General features: G+C 48.4%; 7 protein-coding genes. 1 reads left to right on the top strand and 6 read right to left on the bottom strand.

Going from position 1 to position 17,083, the window contains the following annotated elements:
• Positions 1-1,155: 1,155 nt before the first annotated feature.
• The 5 genes from MXE39_RS00085 to MXE39_RS00065 all read right to left on the bottom strand — a co-directional run bounded on the left by MXE39_RS00085 (position 1,156) and on the right by MXE39_RS00065 (position 11,057).
• Positions 1,156-2,703, bottom strand: a complete 1,548-nt coding sequence (locus tag MXE39_RS00085) for a methyltransferase regulatory domain-containing protein (protein WP_246977335.1) — start codon at positions 2,701-2,703, stop codon at positions 1,156-1,158.
• Positions 2,704-3,167: 464 nt separating this feature from the next.
• Positions 3,168-4,751, bottom strand: coding sequence for a class I SAM-dependent methyltransferase (locus MXE39_RS13040; protein WP_246977334.1), 1,584 nt, complete (start codon positions 4,749-4,751; stop codon positions 3,168-3,170).
• A 2,142-nt stretch (positions 4,752-6,893) separates the two neighbouring features.
• Complete coding sequence (locus tag MXE39_RS00075) at positions 6,894-7,991, bottom strand: transporter substrate-binding domain-containing protein (RefSeq protein ID WP_246977332.1); 1,098 nt, start codon at positions 7,989-7,991, stop codon at positions 6,894-6,896.
• Positions 7,992-9,419: 1,428 nt separating this feature from the next.
• Positions 9,420-9,584 carry a hypothetical protein gene (locus MXE39_RS00070; protein WP_246977331.1) on the bottom strand — a complete coding sequence of 55 codons (165 nt, stop codon included), beginning with the start codon at positions 9,582-9,584 and terminating at the stop codon, positions 9,420-9,422.
• Between the two features lie 1,113 nt (positions 9,585-10,697).
• Positions 10,698-11,057: a hypothetical protein gene (locus MXE39_RS00065; RefSeq protein WP_247073680.1), complete on the bottom strand. Its 360-nt coding sequence runs from the start codon at positions 11,055-11,057 to the stop codon at positions 10,698-10,700.
• A 334-nt stretch (positions 11,058-11,391) separates the two neighbouring features.
• Between MXE39_RS00065 and MXE39_RS00060 the strand changes: the two genes are divergently transcribed.
• Positions 11,392-11,988 (top strand): hypothetical protein, encoded by a 597-nt coding sequence (locus MXE39_RS00060; RefSeq protein ID WP_246977330.1) that lies wholly within the window; start codon positions 11,392-11,394, stop codon positions 11,986-11,988.
• Positions 11,989-13,061: 1,073 nt separating this feature from the next.
• Here MXE39_RS00060 and MXE39_RS00055 read toward each other — a convergent pair.
• Complete coding sequence (locus tag MXE39_RS00055; protein WP_246977329.1) at positions 13,062-13,964, bottom strand: transporter substrate-binding domain-containing protein; 903 nt, start codon at positions 13,962-13,964, stop codon at positions 13,062-13,064.
• Positions 13,965-17,083 lie beyond the last annotated feature (3,119 nt).

The raw sequence follows: 17,083 nt of genomic DNA, 5'->3' as shown, positions 1-17,083 counted from the left end.
CTGCTGTTATCTTTAACGGGCCTTGCAAACGATTGCATCTAAACAGGTTATTTACGCGCTGTCGTAGCGATAGTTACGTCAGAACTATATCTGCACTAGATGTTAAAAATCGTCTTTTTTTATATATCATTTACATTAAATATAATGCAAACGATTGCAAAACTGAATATGATAAGGCCTGCATACACAACATACGAAAAGCCCTCACTGACAGGGCTGGCATGAGCATGCGCAATTGCAAGCGCATTTGCATGCCGGCCTTAGTGCTCATGCACGAACTCCTGTCCTGGATTGCGTTAAATACACTGCTCATGTATACGCAGATAAGTGACTTCTTACTGATGCTCTGACTCTTGAGTAATACTCTGTGGGATATGGAGATTAGCAATGAGGTGTCAGCAAGATCTGCAGAGTGAAGAATTATCATGCTCTGGTAGAGTTTAATTGTGAAGACTGGTGGAGGAGAGATCGGGGCTCATTGTGCCGTGAAGTGCGGTGCATTGCATCGCAGTACAGTGCCAGACTGTTTTGTCTGATGGCATATCTGGGGAGGGTGCATGGTCCGTTGCCTGTGAATGGGGGCAGCTTTAACAGAACAGGGCAGAGATGAGAAAGGGCCTTGCCTGATTTTTGCTGGCAGTTGCGTGCGTATGCTGCCTGATATCCTGGTGCTGGTGTGTGGGGAGCGATGGTTCCGCTGACTGCGGTAGTTCGGATGCGGATGAGGTTGTGGACGCAGTGATGTCTGCAGGTAAGTTTGAGGGGGAGCCATGGCGCGCAGCAGGCTAAAGGGGCCAGCTGGATGACATTCTCGCAGACCTCTGGCTGGGCATATGCCCTGAGGTGGTCAGCCACTGCAATTGGTCTGACCGGACAGGATGGGGTATGTCCGTAGTCCTGTGGCCAATGGCCATGAGACCCGTTGCCTATGGCCATGAGGCCAGTGGGATCTGGTCCTGGCCCTGGTCCGGACTGTGGCCTGGAGTGTTGTGACTGATGGCGGATAAATGCACAGAGCCCGCACCCTGAGTAAAACTCAGGTGCGGGCTCTTTGTTCATGAGGCCAGAGCGGGACTCGGGCCGTCTGATACCAGGCCTGTTACCGCACCGGGAAGTTCGACTGCGGGGCTGGTCTGATATCTGGTATTTGCCTTATTAGAAGAACATGAGCTTCTTGTAGTAAGGGAGCATGACAGCCTTGAAGTTAGCGACGTAGTTGCTTACTACATTGATAAGCTCGTCCTCGCTCAGGGCCTGACCGTCATTGTTGAAGTTAACCTCACCTGATACACATAAGGTAAGAATGGCTTCAACCAGAGCCAGATCGTGGCACTCAGGGTTCTGCAGGTAGATGCCCAGCAGTTTGACCTGAAGAGGATCAACAGCAATACCGCCCTGGGTTAAAGGTGAGCACATGAAGACAGTTGGGCTGTCAGTGTAGTTCTCAATGGTATTGAAGTTATAGCGACGGCAGCGGTCCATCTTCTCTTCGTCTACAGACTCAGCGGCTACGCAAGGAGCACAGATGTTGGCGTATACCAGGGTGTTAATGGCATTTGCTACCTGATCAAAGGCCAGCTCCTGGTTGCTGGAGAGGATAATGTCCAGAATAGCACCAACGTTGTGTGGCTCGTTGTCAGCAAGGATCTCGATGAGAGGACCATATACAGCCTTGTCCAGCTCTACCTCGCCATTGCGGCCAGTGATGGTGTAGTTGAAGCTGTCAGCAGGATCAATCATGAGGATGTTGAGGCTGCGGAAGGTGGCCAGGTACTCATTAGGTGACAGAGGGATACCGCCCTTGACGTAGATGTCATGACGGAAACGCTGGTTGACGATGAAGTCGCGGGTGTCCTCATACATCACGGTACCAAGCAGTGGCTCAATGAACTCGATCTGCTCAGGGGTGAGATTGGCAAAATCAAGGTTATCATTGCCCAGAGCGGAACACATGAAGCCCAGGTCAGCACGCTCAAGACGGTGTGACATGTCGGAGAAGTGGGACATGGACCAGTGGGTATTGAGATTCTCACTTAAGAACTCATTGGTATTGCTGGCCAGAGCAGCGGTAATGCGCTCAGCAAAGTCAGGCTGAGATACCACAAAGCTTGGGTTGGCTCTGACGATAGGCAGCAGGTAGGTAGCAACACGGTTCAGACGCTCATGATCAGCCATGTTGGAAGGGTTCATCTTCTGATTGTACATGTGCATGAGGTGACGCACAGGCTCGAAGTTAATCATGCCTACAGTACAGTTATACGAAACGTAGAAGATACCGCCATCCTTGAGGTGACGATCAGCGATGTCGATAATGGTTTCCTGGTCGCGGGCAGAAATCCATGACCATACGCCGTGCAGACAGATAAGGTCAAACTTTGGCAGGTCAGTGCGACGGGCAAACTCTTCAAGAGACTCTGAAGTTAGCTCTGCTTCGATATTGCACTCTTTGGCAACTCTCTTGGCTGTGTTAACCAGAGATGGGTTAAACTCGGTACCCATCCACTTAGTGGTGGAGGTGGCAGCATGCATGGAGATGCTGATGCCCTTGCCAAAACCGATTTCCAGAGCGTTACCATTCTCAATATCTGGGAAAGAGAAGCCCTTGGAGGTCAGAAGGTGCTTGAGGTAAAGAGGGTTTTCTTCCTTGTAGTAGCTGTAGGAGCAAGGAAGGTCATATAAGAATTCTGAAGACCATTTTGACATGGCGAAAATCTCTTTTAACTGTGACAGCCTTACATAAAAAGCTTTGTAAAGCCGTATGAAATTCTGTTCACGGAAGTCAGTTCAGACCGCAGGCAGCCTGGCTGTCCATAAGCTCTGAATATAACTGTCCGCCCTTGGATATGGCAGCAGTAGCATGTCAAACATGCCTGACTTAAGTCAGGAAATATGTGTATCCCTGTCGTGCCTGCGCCTGTATTGCAGTGCAGCTGCCTGAAATCAGGCATATCTGGCTTTTTGCAGGCAGTTGTTCACGGCATGTCATGTCATGTCATGTAATGTAATGTAATGGCATGTCTTGGCATGTTGCTTTGGCCTTATATCAGGGGGCCGATTCCCTTCAGACCGTGACTGCTGTCATGTGCCTGAGCTGCTTCATGGCGAAGCATCAGGCAGCACTGAGCCTCTTCAGGCTGCAGCTGCTGCCGCTCAGGGCCATGTCAGGCTTAGATAACCATCAGCCTCTTTAAGCTTGGCAGATCAAAGGTCATGAAGCGGTGAACCTGCTTACGAACAACTTCGTACTTTTCCTTAGGATCGGTGATTTCACGATCCTTGAGCTTCATTGGGACATCATCGCCGGCAATGGAGAGAATGGCACGGGTGATTTCTTCCTCGGTTACGCCCTTGATGCGTTGAACGAGGTTGATCATGATCTTGGTGATGTCGTCAACGTAGTGACCGCCAGCCAGTACAGGAGAGCTCAGGAAAGCAATGGAGTGCTTCTGATAACCCTGAAGAATATTGGCGTTCAGAGTGAGGCAGCGTTCCTTGACCTCGTTGGTGATAGTGGCAGGATCTACAGCCAGAGCTACCAGGCCAGAGCAGATAGCATAGACCAGATTGTCAAGGAGCTCTTCCTGTGGAATACGGCCGGTAGTGTCACCCTGTGGAGCCGGAGCATCAGGATCAAAGGCCAGCTCAGCACGCAACTCGGCAAAGCTGTGAACCTTGTAGTCACTAAGGAAGTGAATGATCTTGCGTACACGGCTCATGTCAACCTTGTCGGTACCCAGACGGGTTCTGATGGTGAAATCATCGTCCTTGAAGTTGACCATCAGCACCATGTGGGTAGCATCCAGCTGCTCCTGGAACTGCTTTTCACTTAACTGCAGAGCGCCCTTTACATAGAGGTCGGAACGGAACTGCTGACCGGTTACATAGTCATAGCTTGCCTGATAGACAGGAGTACCCTTGAGAGGAGCCAGAATTTCCTGCTCTTCCTTCTTGAGGTTCATGTCATCGACATTGTCAGACAGGCGGGCCTGACAGATATAGGTCAGTTTGGCAGTTTCAAACTTGGCAGCAACATCATCAAAGTGCTCAACAAACCAGTTGCCGTTGAGATACTCGTGGGCTACATAGTTCTGATCCTGACTTACCATCTTCTGCTCAAAGTGCTTTTCTACCCATGGAGCAGCAGTTACATAACCTGGCTTGAGTTCAAGCAGCTTCTTGATGAACTCAATACCTGGAGCTACCTTCTGTACGTGGTTCAGAGCTGGATCAGCAATAAAGTTTGCATAGTTGTCCAGGATGTTTCTGATTGGCTCGATGTAGTTGAAGCCTGGAGAGGTGTTGTAGGAGACGTACAGCACGCCGCCAACCTTGAGCTTGTTGCGCACGAAGTCGACGATTACGTTCTGATTGTCCTTGTTAATCCAGGACCAGATACCGTGCAGGCAGATGTAATCGAACATTGGAACGTCTTCACGCTTTGCAAAATCGCCAAAGGCGTCATCGCGAAGATCAACAGGTACATGACCTGTTTTGGCCAGCTGCTGGGCAAAGTTTACCTGGGATGGATTGAAGTCAGTGCCATACCACTTAACATCGGTAGCTGCACCATGCATGATGACACTGATACCGTTACCAAAGCCCAGCTCACAGGCAGTGGTATCCGGTCCCAGCTTAGGGAAGGCCAGACGCTGAGTAAGGAAGACGAACTTTAAGATTAATGGGTTGAGCTGACTGAAGTAACCGAAATTGTAATTTGTATCGGTGTCATAACCCATGTTCCAACTTTGCACGATATCTCTCCTAATAGAGCACGAAAGGATTCCGGCTAAGGAAACCTGTAATTAAGCCTGGCGCCTTACGGCATCAGTCATGAAGCCATGACTCCCGAGGTGCTGGGCAGGCTTCCCTCCCGGGCCCGCAGGCCCGCCACCGCCTTTATCCATGCACTGCAGCAATAAGGCTGCACCGCCATGAACAGATTTATGAGCACAGGCCTCCATACCTGGACAGCCCTGATCTCTGTCGCCTGAAAAACTATGATCAAGCCAGGGATCGCACAGGAAAACTGCTGGATAATATGCAGAAGCGGCCTGCTCAGTTCTGCAGCAAAAGCTTATGCTGCGCATGCATATCATGTATGCAAGGAGGGAGGCCGCCCGAGACGGTTAATGAAATAAGAAGACAAACAGACCCTGACGTAACTGCAATTGCAGTCACTTATCAGGCTCCAGTTACTCCATAATCTGTTCTGTATGACCGGTTCAGCAGCATGACCATAAACAGATATGGAAGCATGCGCAACTGCGATGGTGTATGGTCGTACCATACGGACAGTAAAGTGTCCTTATCATCAGTGAAATGACAGTCACAACAGGTATGAAACTGTTTTATGTGGCTTTTAAGCCACTTGATAAAAACCGTAGCACTCAACAATACAGACTTTAAGTCTGTCTTAATTACCCTCCGGGCTTTAGCCTGTCAGCAGAGGGAGTCAGCTCTACGGCAGCTAAGGCATACAGATAGAAAAGTTAATATTTTCCTCGACTTTAACAGTGTCTGTTCAAAGTACGAAATGCCTTGCCGCACAATACAGTGCAAGAAGTGTGCATGTTTGCATCACGGTAGAACATTTTAACAGATAAAAGCATTGCAGCCCGTTATTTTATGGATAAGTGCTTTTACATAATTCTGTGGTAATGGCAGCAGCTTCCAGGGCGACGCATCACTGCGGCAAGGTATGACGATATTACGGCAATAATTATCGATGCTCCCCCTTGCGATATTCAAACAGTCATTAAAGCTCAAATGAAAGCCATTTTGTAGCTGCACCAGACAAGAGGTATATGCAGTCCTGCAGGTAATGAACTGCGCTGCACTGCAATGCACTGCGCTGCACCGCACCGCACTGCTCTGCAATGTACATTCGAGCTTATGCGCATCATGCACGTCATGCACGGTGATCCGTTGCTAACATGACATCAGCAGCGTCCTGTGCCGCCGTCACCTGACCTGCAGCTGTCAACGCCCGTGAATCAGATGGCCAGTCTTCATAACCGCTGACATTCAAACTGTCATATCAGCAAAGCTGCGAAGAACATATCCTACATCAGGTTCCAGAACATGCTGTATAAAACCATTTATCTTTAAGTCCGTCCTGTTTCTGACTGACATGTAAAATCAGCATCACAGTGCTGCCACACATTATAATGCTGTACGATGTGAGGCCTCATGCACGTCATAGCTTCATGTACGCACTGGCCCCATAAGCGCCTGACCTCATGCCGCTGTGGGGGTAAGACTTTCCTTAATGACAGTGATCATTTCTCTGTTATAAGGTTACAAAAGGACAACAGCAGTCAATGCATCTGAAAGACAGAAAAGTCCGGGATATCGACAGGCAGATGTAAGTTAGTGAAGGTGCACGGCTGGGCATTGCATCTGAAAGGCAGGAAATTCCGGGATATGAACATACAGAGGTCATTAGCAATGTGCATGACTGGGCAGTGCATCTGAAAGGAAGGAAATTCCTGGATATGAACAGGCAGAGGTAATTAGTGAAGGTGCACAGCACGGCAGTGCAATGCACTGGAAAATGAGCATCATTGCATTTCAGGACAGGGCTCATAAGGCGGCTTTGACTGTCGCTTTACATAAGGTTATAGGGATTAATATGTCGTGCCTTGCCATGGCCGTATGAAAGCGGCTTAGTCAGGCAGGAAAGGGATATCTGGAGGGCTTTGAGATATGGTTGCAGAGGAGTGGTTAAAGCTGCCTGCTGATATTAAAGACAGGTGGGGCAGACAAAGCAGCATAGCAGCAATGACGCAGTCAGCCCGGAAATGTCCGGGCTGGTAAATATGGCATCTGACTATGTTAAGTCAGCAAGCTGTGGTGCCGACATCGCCTGTTGCAGGCAGATGTGCTGAAGGCTCTTAAGGAGCCATGATCTTGAAATGTGCAATCTGCTCAGCATCTTTTTCATTAAAGTATTTGAGCAGGATCTTTCTGACAGTTCCGTCCTCAAGCATGTCATGGTAGGTATCTACCAGAACTTCTGTGGCACGGGTTCCTTTTTTCATGATAAGACCCATCTGTCCTTCAGAGTCAGGCAGTGCAAAGGCAATCTTGAGTCGGGCGCCATGCCAGTTCCTGACATAATCGTATGCTACAGGTCCGTCAGTAATCATGGCATCAGAAAGGTTTGCTGCCACACGGTAAAATGCCATGAAGTTGGTAGGGGTACCATGCATGGTAACGTGAATGCCAGAACCCTCAGGGATATAATCTCCAGCTACAGTACCTTCCTCGGCGGCAATACTCTTGCCATTGAGGTCATTGAGGGTGCTGGCAGTGGAACCGTTGCGCATCACTACTACTGAAGATGAAGATACTGTAGGACCTACCAGCTCAAAGATACGGCCTCTCTCTTCTGTAAGGGAGATTGCACCGCCACTGATGTCAATTCTGCCTTCTTTGGCCATATCCATCATTTGACCAAAGTTCACCAGATCAAAGCGGTTGCTCTTGAGTTTAAAGCCTGTACGTTTTTGAAGCTCGCGCACTATGTCAACGTCGATACCGTCAAGATCAGTGAAGTTACGGTTAACTATAACGAAAGGCGGAGCAATTGAGAAAGCCACAGACAGTTCAACATTGGCAAGTGGCTGAGAGCCATGACGTTTGCTGCGGCTGCCCTTTGATACAGGGATGAGGGTTGATGCCGGCATATGTACCACAGCTGGTGGCTCCTTAAGACCGGCAGCGAGATCATCAGGGCTTGAAGCAGCTACCAGAGCCAGCAGGTCTTTTCCTCCTGAGGCCAGGGAGGCAGCAAGTTCAGCACTTGAATCTGGAATTGACTCTGTTGTACTCAGAGCGGTGCTGTCCTGCGTAATATACTGATTGTCTGAGGGTTGAGCCTGTTCAAGGGATTCTTGAGCATTAGCGGCGGATATGGCTGACGTTAAACCAATGCACAGGGTGCCAGTTACGATTAGAAAAGAGCGCAGGCTCTTGACTAGAATATTCACAATCATTTCTCCAATGCCAGAGCAGTGTCTGTAGGGGCGGCCATACTGGCCGCACTGATAAAAGCCGACTTACGGGTGCTGAAAACTGGCAGAGCATTTTTCCTGAGGCTTCAGGAAAGCGTAGATAATGCACTGCCTCCGTTGCTGGCTTACTGGAACTGTATCCAGATTACTGTCTTTTGACAGCCGGGCAATTTTATCGGCTTCACAAAAGTATGCAGCAGTGTGACTTAAGAGCGACATGCAGACAGGCCCTGCCATGCGGCCCGGTAAAATGGTCACATATACGGATACCTCCGTGAGGTCATAACCATGTTAAAGACAGCGGTGCTAAAGTGCTGTTCTGGCATGCATGATTACATTGATAAAAGCGCTCATGGAGAGATTTGCCGACATATCTGGACAGGAGAGCAGCGGCTCATGGACACAGTGTACTGAAACACCTTATGTTTAAGATTAGGGCATTGCGGAACAGTCATTGCCAGCTGTGTAAAGCAAATATGGCAATGAATACAGGCAGTCCGCCTTAATGCTGTCGCGCAGTATTGCACCTTGTTCCCAGGTGTATATGACCGGGAAAGTTGTGCGATGTTACGCGTGTGCATTATGGTTTTTATACCCGCTAAACGTGAAATATTCAAGCAGTAAACGTTATAGCGGAGAAATATCAGTTATATGGTGGATGTCCCTTGCTATCAAAGATGCAATACTTTCCGTTGTGCTTGTTGTTCATGCATCAAAACAGGAAGAGGATCATCACAAAATACCGTCAAGCTCGTTCAGCCAGTACCGCTGACAGGCCATGGATATGTGAGCAGTACTCCGTACAGGTGTGACCGAGGTGAGGTGTCTGGCCTCTGGCCATATTCATATGATGAGGCAGCGTACTGCACCTGAGCTTTCAGGCAAGGAAGACAAAGCTGTACACAAATCGCATATTCATGCGAACGGACGCTAAATTATAGCAAAAAAGCCATCACATGCTGCGGCAAAGATTATCAATGATCAATTGTGATGCAAAAGGTGATTGCAGCCAGAGCCAGAATACTGAAGACCTGTAGTAGGACATACCCTGCTGCAGGCCAGGACTGAGGCCATAATGCTGGTCGATACTATGGCTATGACCTGGACCAGGACAATGCCCATGCCCAGGACAATGCCCAGCGCCAGTGGCCAAAGGTCAGCGGGCAGTGCCCGGAGGACATATTACACGCGCCTGGTCAGGATAATTGCGAAATTAATCCAGATGCATTGAGCAATCCTTTGCAATCAGGACAGACGCAACAGGGGGCCTTGGATGGGATGCGCTCAGTTACTGACGTTATGAGCCGATGAGGTTTCGGACTGTCAGATATAAGATATGGTCAAATCAGCAGGTATGTCATGGCATTTCATGGCATGGGAGGGAGGGCCGATAAGGACTTACGATCAGTCAAGGATATCCAGGAACTGCTCTAATGTGTCCATCAGATTGTGAGTATGATGGGAGTACAGGGAGTCCTCAATAATGTCAAAGTCAGGATCAAACATATAGATCATGACGCCAAAGAGGGTAAAAAGCGTAGCCAGGCGGAAAAGATGTGTGGTTTTCATAGAGACATTTTAACAACACAGGACACATGCCATGGTATCCCAGGGACTTTGGCTGTGGGATAAGGGAAAGCTCAGGTGACCTTGTTGCGCTTCTGCTTGCATATGCCAGTCAGCCGGTAATAACCAGAGTATTTGCCTGTATGTCTGATATTGCCCGATACTGTCAGATGAGCATTGCTGTTGTTATGAAAAGGACTGCTGTGCAGTCTCTCCCTTATGCGACCGGTTAGGGTCGCATATGTTGAGTGATTATCTGAAGCCCGAGCAGTTTTAGAGCAGGATGATGGCATTGCGGCAGACAGTATCTCTGTCCGGCAGTGCCGCAGGTCCATCAGTGTTTGGAGGTCGGGTTCAGTTTCTGGATGAACAGCATGAGCTGCACAGTTGCAGCTTAATAATGCTGATCTCCTGAAATCAGCTTGTCAGCACAGCGGAAAAGTTATCAAACCATGGCGCTTTGCTGATCAGTAATAAGATTATGTGGCTCTCCACTGATAAAGTCATATGACAGCGCTGTAACACATGCTAACTACAGCTGCTGTTGTCAGCGTACTGGCAGAGCGTCAAAGGCCTTGCCTGAGCTCTCGCAGCCCATACAATGATCCACACGGGCAGCGAACTGGATACGCCAGAAATGTGAGCCTCAACTGGTGCTCTATTTCAATGGAGGCGGTGCAGATTGTAATACATAATCGTTACTTGCAAAATAAGAAATTTGTGCAGTTGACCAGTATGGTCATGGATACATATTTTTGACTGAGTGCACAATAAAGGAAAAAGGTCCGCTAACATAGATATTTCTTTATTGAAAAGCATCCTTTTCTTATCTAGAATCGACCTTGGATAAACATTTATGTGGGTCAGGCGCGGCTAAAGGCCTGCCCCATCTAAATCAGACAGACATAAGGCCAAAACATCACATCAAAAGGTCACTCACAGTGCGGGTCAGCACTGGTGATGCATAATGACAAAGCTTTTATCCATCTCACATCACATACACCTTCACATATACCATTGAGGCTGACAATATCCTGATCAGCCGGGCATGGTCGTACTCCCACATCCAGCACTCACTCCTGAACACAGCATCCCGAAGAAACCAGAACTGTTTATTCATATTGAATTAACCGAATATAATCTCTTAAATCTTACAGTATCTGACAGTTGGCAAACTGCGTACTTTGCAGGCTTTGCAGAGCACCTGTAATTCTTGAGCACGACCATGCCCCATCGCGCCCCTGGCCCATACTTTAACCCGGCCACCGCCAGCCGCACCGCCACAGTTCCATAGTTGAACCAGGCCACGACCTGTAGCGCCGCCCAAGTCCCATAGTTGATCCAGGCCACCGCCAGCCGCACCGCCACAGTTCCATAGTAGAACCAGGCCACCGCCAGCCGCACCGCCACAGTTCCATAGTAGAACCCGGCCACCACCAGCCGCACCGCCACAGTCCCATAGTTGAACCAGACCACCGCATGCAGCGCAGCCTCTGTACCATAGCTGCGCAGGGACGGTACTGAAGCACCGATACTGACCCAGAGCTTAGCCAGGCGACAACCTGCAGCAATAGGCCGATCCAGACTTGAACATGGCCTCCACCTGCAGCGCAGCATCTGGCTCAGGCTTGAGTCAGGGCTGTTCCTGCTGCACAGCAAATGGCTATGGATTGCTGCCAGGCTACTGCCACATATCTGGCTGTGGTGGTTGCGACATATCTGGGTGTTATGGGGTGACGGCCAGTAATATTCAGCAGGCATGGCGGGGTATAATAGGTTCTGTATTCCGCTAAATTTAAGGAGCCTTTGAATGAGCAACCGCAGCTATCTTTATGTACGTACTCAGGATGGTAAAAGCACTGGACTTTGTGAGTATCCGTATGAGGCCAGCATGACCCAGCTGATTATGGTCAGCTCCAGGGTGCGCAAAGTTAAGTCCTGCATCTGGGACGCTGAGGTTCCTCTGGCCCTTGAGGGTGATTTTGACGAAGGATGTAAGCGTCTGTTTGATTTTTATGAGCGCTGCCTGTCTCAGGGAGCTGTTACTCAGGAGAAGTACGACGAGCTTTGTGCTCAGGCTCATGAAGCTCTGGACAAGTGGGCTGGTAAGAATGCTACTGTGCAGCTTGAAACGGCTGAAATCTTTGAGATGGAAGATCCTGAGGATTACGATTTTGAAGAGTCTGAGGATGATGAAGATGGCTTTGAGTTCCTTGCCTTCCTGCTCAATGACCTTTATGAAAATATCTTCAAGGACTTCAATGCCTATCTGAAAGACAGCATCAGGCAGCTTAAGACATTCAAGGAGACAGGTGCATCCGAAGCTATTGATGAGGCTCTGGATGTTGACTGGGATGAGATTCTTTTCTACAGCCCTGACAGCAATGATGATGACGATGAAGAGTAAGGACAACAAAGGACATTATTGCCCATCCTTAATTCAACCTGGCAGCTGAACGTGGCGCACAGCTTTTCAGCTTTTATCTTCCAGCATTTAGCTAAAGGTACAGGCAATAAAGCAGGTCCTGACATTGCAGGTCACCATGGTTGCTTAATGCATTACAAAACATAGAGCAAATTGCCTGATAATAGAGCAGCAAACAGTAAATTTACTGGGAGCTGCTCTTTTGCTTTATGGCAACTGCAGCAAAGTGCACCAAATTCCCCATGACATCCATAGTAAGCGAGCATGATTAATACCAGACAATATGCTGATAGAGTGTGATCTGATGCTCCTTATATCAATTACAGAAATGTCTGCAAGGGTGTGTTCAGGTAAACACTGTGCCGTACAGGTCGGCCTGGTGCTTTAGCTGAGCTGTGTGACCCTGTATTCTTTATGTATGGTTTTATAAAGCAAAACAGTACAGTACAGCTCCGCTTTGAATTGTTGTCTGTATGGCAGGGTAAGGGATGCGGGGATTGAAGGATTCAATCCTGCAGGTTAAAGCCTCATGGATACATGTATTCAGGTCAGAGCAGATTAAAGCTTCAGGTCAGTCTGACAGAGCAGATATGTTTTAAAGAACTTTCACAAAACCCTTTGTAATCCGGTTTGTAAAGCCTGGCAGGATGTCCTGATGGTGGCTATGGACGAAAAAGTTCAATGGGAAGTGATATGGAAAGAGAGGGCATAGTCATGGGGCGCCAGGATTTTTTGTTGTTTATCAGCTGGGAGGATGGTTGGATGATGAGGATGAAACAGGGAAGTCTGACAGGAAAAGTGAATGGGGAAGAGAGAGAGGTGAGAGGTGAAAGGTAAGTGGTGAGAGGGATGGTTTGTGGAGACGGGAGATGGGGACGGATATTGGGATGGTTAGTGAGAACTGGTAGTTTTGATGTGCTGCAGACAGGAAACAGCCCGTCCATGGGACGGGCCATTGTGACATCAAAAGGTATCGGTTTTTCTCAGGAGGCCTGTGGGGCGGGCATGCTGCCCTTGCTTTGCTTTCCCCTGTCAAGCCGGGCCTGCCGGGCTTTTCAGTAGTTGCCGGCCAGGCGGCTGCCTGAGTGTTTATATTCTGGAATGTACTTGTCGACAATCGCGTCTACAGTGCCGTCCTGCTTCATTGCACTGAAAGCACGGGCCAGTTCGGCAGAGACCATGTCGTCCTTCTTAAAAAGCAGTCCAATTGAGGAAAAACTCTCCGGAAGCTCAAAGGCAATCTTAAGACCGGCGTCTTTCCAGTAGTTGATATAGTCTATGGCAACAGCGTGGTCAGCTACCAGCGCATCGGCATGGCCGCGTGCTACATCATAAAACTGCATGAAATTGGTGGCGCTTTCGCGCATCTTTACCTTGCTGGCATATTCACCCGGCAGTACGTCCTGAGCGGTGGTGCCAACTTCGGCAGCTACAGTCTTGCCTTTCAGATCATCAAGGCTGCTGATGCTGGAGTCAGCTCTGACAACTGCCACGGCATTGGACAGACAGGAACGATCAGAGAATCTGTAGTTACCTTCGCGCTCCTGAGACAGGGAAATAGCTCCGCCTGTGATATCCAGGGCACCTGAAGCGCTTACATCAAGAAGCTCTGAAAAGTTCATCAGATGAATACGGCCGCCTGAGAGTTCAAATCCGGTACGTCTCTGCAGCTCGTTGATGAGGTCAATATCAATGCCACTGAGATTGTTAAAGCCCTTGTCTGCAATGACAAATGGTGGTGCGATGGCTACGCCAGCCTCAAGAATATGACCTTTTAGAGGCAGAGACTGTGCTTCCTGAACACGGGTGTCCTGGGACTGTACTGCAGACTGCGTCTGTGCTGATGCAGTGGCAGCGTTTTTATGAGCGGCAGCGCAGGCTGGAGCGGTAATTACAGAGGCCAGAAGGGTGGTAGCGCACAGCAGGGCGGCACCTGACTTGATGAAAGTAGCTTGCATTTCTTAACCGTTAGCATGTAGACAGACAAAGCTCAGCTAACAAGTTGCGATGTGGCATCACATAATTGCTGCCGTAAATGCTGTTTTTGTGCATTTACATCAGCGTCGTGGTGTCAGCTGGCGTAGCCAGTTTACCGTGTACGTAAGAAAGTGAAACATTTTTTCATCAGTCTCATTATCCGTTTTTCATTTGACTAAGAACATGATGTTCGTAGCAGCTGATAAAGAGGCTTATAAAAAGGCGGTTATGCGCGTGGTAACGTTATCATCTCCTGTTCGTAACGTAATCTGAAGTACTTCTGAAATAGTTTCACGATTTACGTTTGAGTGGTTTCTTATCTGTCTGACTGTTTGTTAATGGTGCTCACTGCACTTTATGTAGGCAGGTTAAGAAGACATTATGTTTATATAAAGCCCTTATTAGATGGGTTTTACAATATTCTGTACATATTTGACAGTTTTATTTCAGTCAAGGGCATTTCCTTGATGCTGTCCATTCAAATCAAAGGGCATAGCCTGCGGCATGATCAGGCCTGTCATATGCTCTGCAGGACTGTGAGATACGCATTTTGTAAACTGGTAACCTGGCGTATCCTGCTTATTGTATGTAGAGTCGGTCAGAACCGCTCGTGAGTTTTGTGCCTGTATGGCATAGCAGCATAATTTTGTAACCGTTTTCATTTTGAGCCTGAAAATCCTGGCAGCATATGCTTACAGTCAGGATTTTCATGCAGGTACTGCCATAAATTCGTTTGATATTCAGTCATGCTGTAGTCCGCGTAAAATTCGGAGCATGATGCTGATTAAGCGCCATTACAGTTTTAACTATGTATTAAGGCACCTTTAGTTAAGGCTGCAGTCTTATGCTGCATTAATAATGGTCACTAAAATGTCTGGCTGACCAGCTGGTCTCAAACCGGGAGCTGTATGCAACAGGCTCTGCTGTGCAGTTGCGACCGCCTCTGTTGGGTCAGCCAAACCATTCAATAGTGAAAGTGATGGCTATATTACCATTAATTTTTTGAATTACCAGTGCCCTCGGGGAACACGTGACCGCAAAAGGCAATGTTAAACCTTTGCGCTCGCGTAAAGGGCGCATAAACAGGCCATTTATCAGAAAAGTGATAATAAGAATCATTTGCTGTATGACGTGTTTTGCAGTATCAAGTTATGTATCAAGGCTAAATACAGAATCAATTATTTACAGGGCATATAAGCAGTGATCCAAAAATTTGATCACGCAAATGTCTTGATTCTTGTTATTTTGCCTGGTCAGCCGGACCCAAGCCATGGCCATGTCCCGGCCGTAAGCTGCTATCAGGACTGAAATCCCGCCAAGATGCCTGCCATAAATCCCATATTTACGGCATTTAAAGCTGCCAATGTTTTTATACCAGGTAGTTTTCAAGGAACGCAGCTCTGCTTTTCCCAGATTTTCTGATACAGGCAGTTGATACCAGAATCAGGAACAGTGTTCGTAAACCTTAACAACATCCCATGAGCTGTATCCCCTGATGTTCTGCCAGTATGACAAGCGCACAGGATAGCCATCGCATTCATAGCAACATGGCCATGCCGTAGAGGCGGTCAACAGAGTGTAGGGGCTGCAGGGATAAAGGGGTGCCTGGTATATCAGGAGAGCGCTGTTTCTCGTTGCGGCCAGCGCATCATGAAACCGTAAAGTGGCCAAAACTTAAGTCTTATAACAGGGCCTTGTTTCAGTGTTGCATGGCGCCTGAGCAGGCATATGCACAGGTACTGTAACTTGCAGTAGCAGCGGCAGTGGCAGTGCCAGCGGCAGTGAATGTGACAGTGTTCGGGGGACCGCAACCTTCTGAGGCTTATGATGCTTCTGAGGCCTGTCATTCGGGCGCCTGCGCTTTTGCAGTGGTGAGAAGGGGGAATGCAGGTGCCAGGCGGTGAGGATCATTGAGCGAGCTTTGTCTCCTTTTGCCTGTTGGCTTGCAGGCTTGTTTTACAGGCAAAAAAAGACCGCCTCCCTGTTACAGGAGGCGGCCCCACACCGTTTTATTTTAAAATAACTTATATATCGATTGCCTAATTATACTTACTTAACAGTACTACCTAAAGCAATTCACAACAGACATCTGCTTTAATTACAAAATTTAATGTTAAAAAATTATACTTTAACTTCAAAAATTTATGACCAATCAGGTTTTCCTGTGCAGGCTGCTTTTGCTTTTCCAATGCTGCATTTACGGAAAAGATTCAACCAGCTCATAAGAGTATCCGCATAAGAAAAGCGCAGTATGGTTCTGTGGACACTGGCTGCGTAATACGGTTCTTTTGCGGAACCGTATGCTACCGTTTAAGAGTAACTATCCTCATAAAAAAGCCATGTTCAGGATAGCACCGCTGAAATAAACACACCACTTGTTATCTCGAGATACATGCCTGTAAGTATCGCTGTTGCAGCTTGTGCTGATACCTTGAAAATATGCGCACTCAGTCTGTGTTATGAGCGGCACAGCCGGCTTATACGCGTCCGTTCAGCTTATAAGACGCCCGGTAACAATCTTAAGGCTGGCAGCATCACATCTGCTGATTTTAAGCAGATACTCTCAATGCTAAGGCCTAAGGATGGGGCTCTTTACTGGGAAGCAGTCAAAGAGCTGAGAGCTGCAGAAAAACTGCGTTAAATCCTCCGATTAGCTGCAGACTAATGTGGGGGCGCTCACTTACCTTTTGTGTCAGCAATGGTCTTGCCTGGCAGCATATGCAGGCAATGTTTCCCTGATGACTCCCCGCCGGTAACGTGAAGCAGCTCGCCATGCAGCTGAAACACGATACGCCGAACCGGGTACATGGCACCTGAACATGCTGCCCACGTCACCCACCTGGAACACGATACCTGTGCCAGTCACATGAAACACGATACCTGTGCCAGGCACGTGGAACACGATACCTGGTGCCGGGCACATGGCACACGATACCTGTGCCAGGTACATGAAACACGATACCTGGTGCCGGGCACATGGAACACGGTACCTGTGCCGGGCACGTGGAACACGATACCCGGTGCCGGGCACGTGGAACACGATACCCTGTGCCTGGTGCGGAGCCATATCTGTTCTCCCAAAAGCTGTTGCTGTTCACAC

The sequence above is a fragment of the Anaerobiospirillum sp. NML120511 genome (assembly GCF_023050955.1).
In the GTDB taxonomy this organism is placed as follows: domain Bacteria; phylum Pseudomonadota; class Gammaproteobacteria; order Enterobacterales; family Succinivibrionaceae; genus Anaerobiospirillum.
This window is presented reverse-complemented; position numbering and strand designations above follow the sequence as displayed.

Coding starts and splice junctions, on each gene's coding strand:
- MXE39_RS00085 (WP_246977335.1), bottom strand. CDS start 2,703: ATGTCAAAATGGTCTTCAGAATTCTTATATGACCTTCCTTGCTCCTAC.
- MXE39_RS00070 (WP_246977331.1), bottom strand. CDS start 9,584: ATGAAAACCACACATCTTTTCCGCCTGGCTACGCTTTTTACCCTCTTT.
- MXE39_RS00060 (WP_246977330.1), top strand. CDS start 11,392: ATGAGCAACCGCAGCTATCTTTATGTACGTACTCAGGATGGTAAAAGC.
- MXE39_RS00055 (WP_246977329.1), bottom strand. CDS start 13,964: ATGCAAGCTACTTTCATCAAGTCAGGTGCCGCCCTGCTGTGCGCTACC.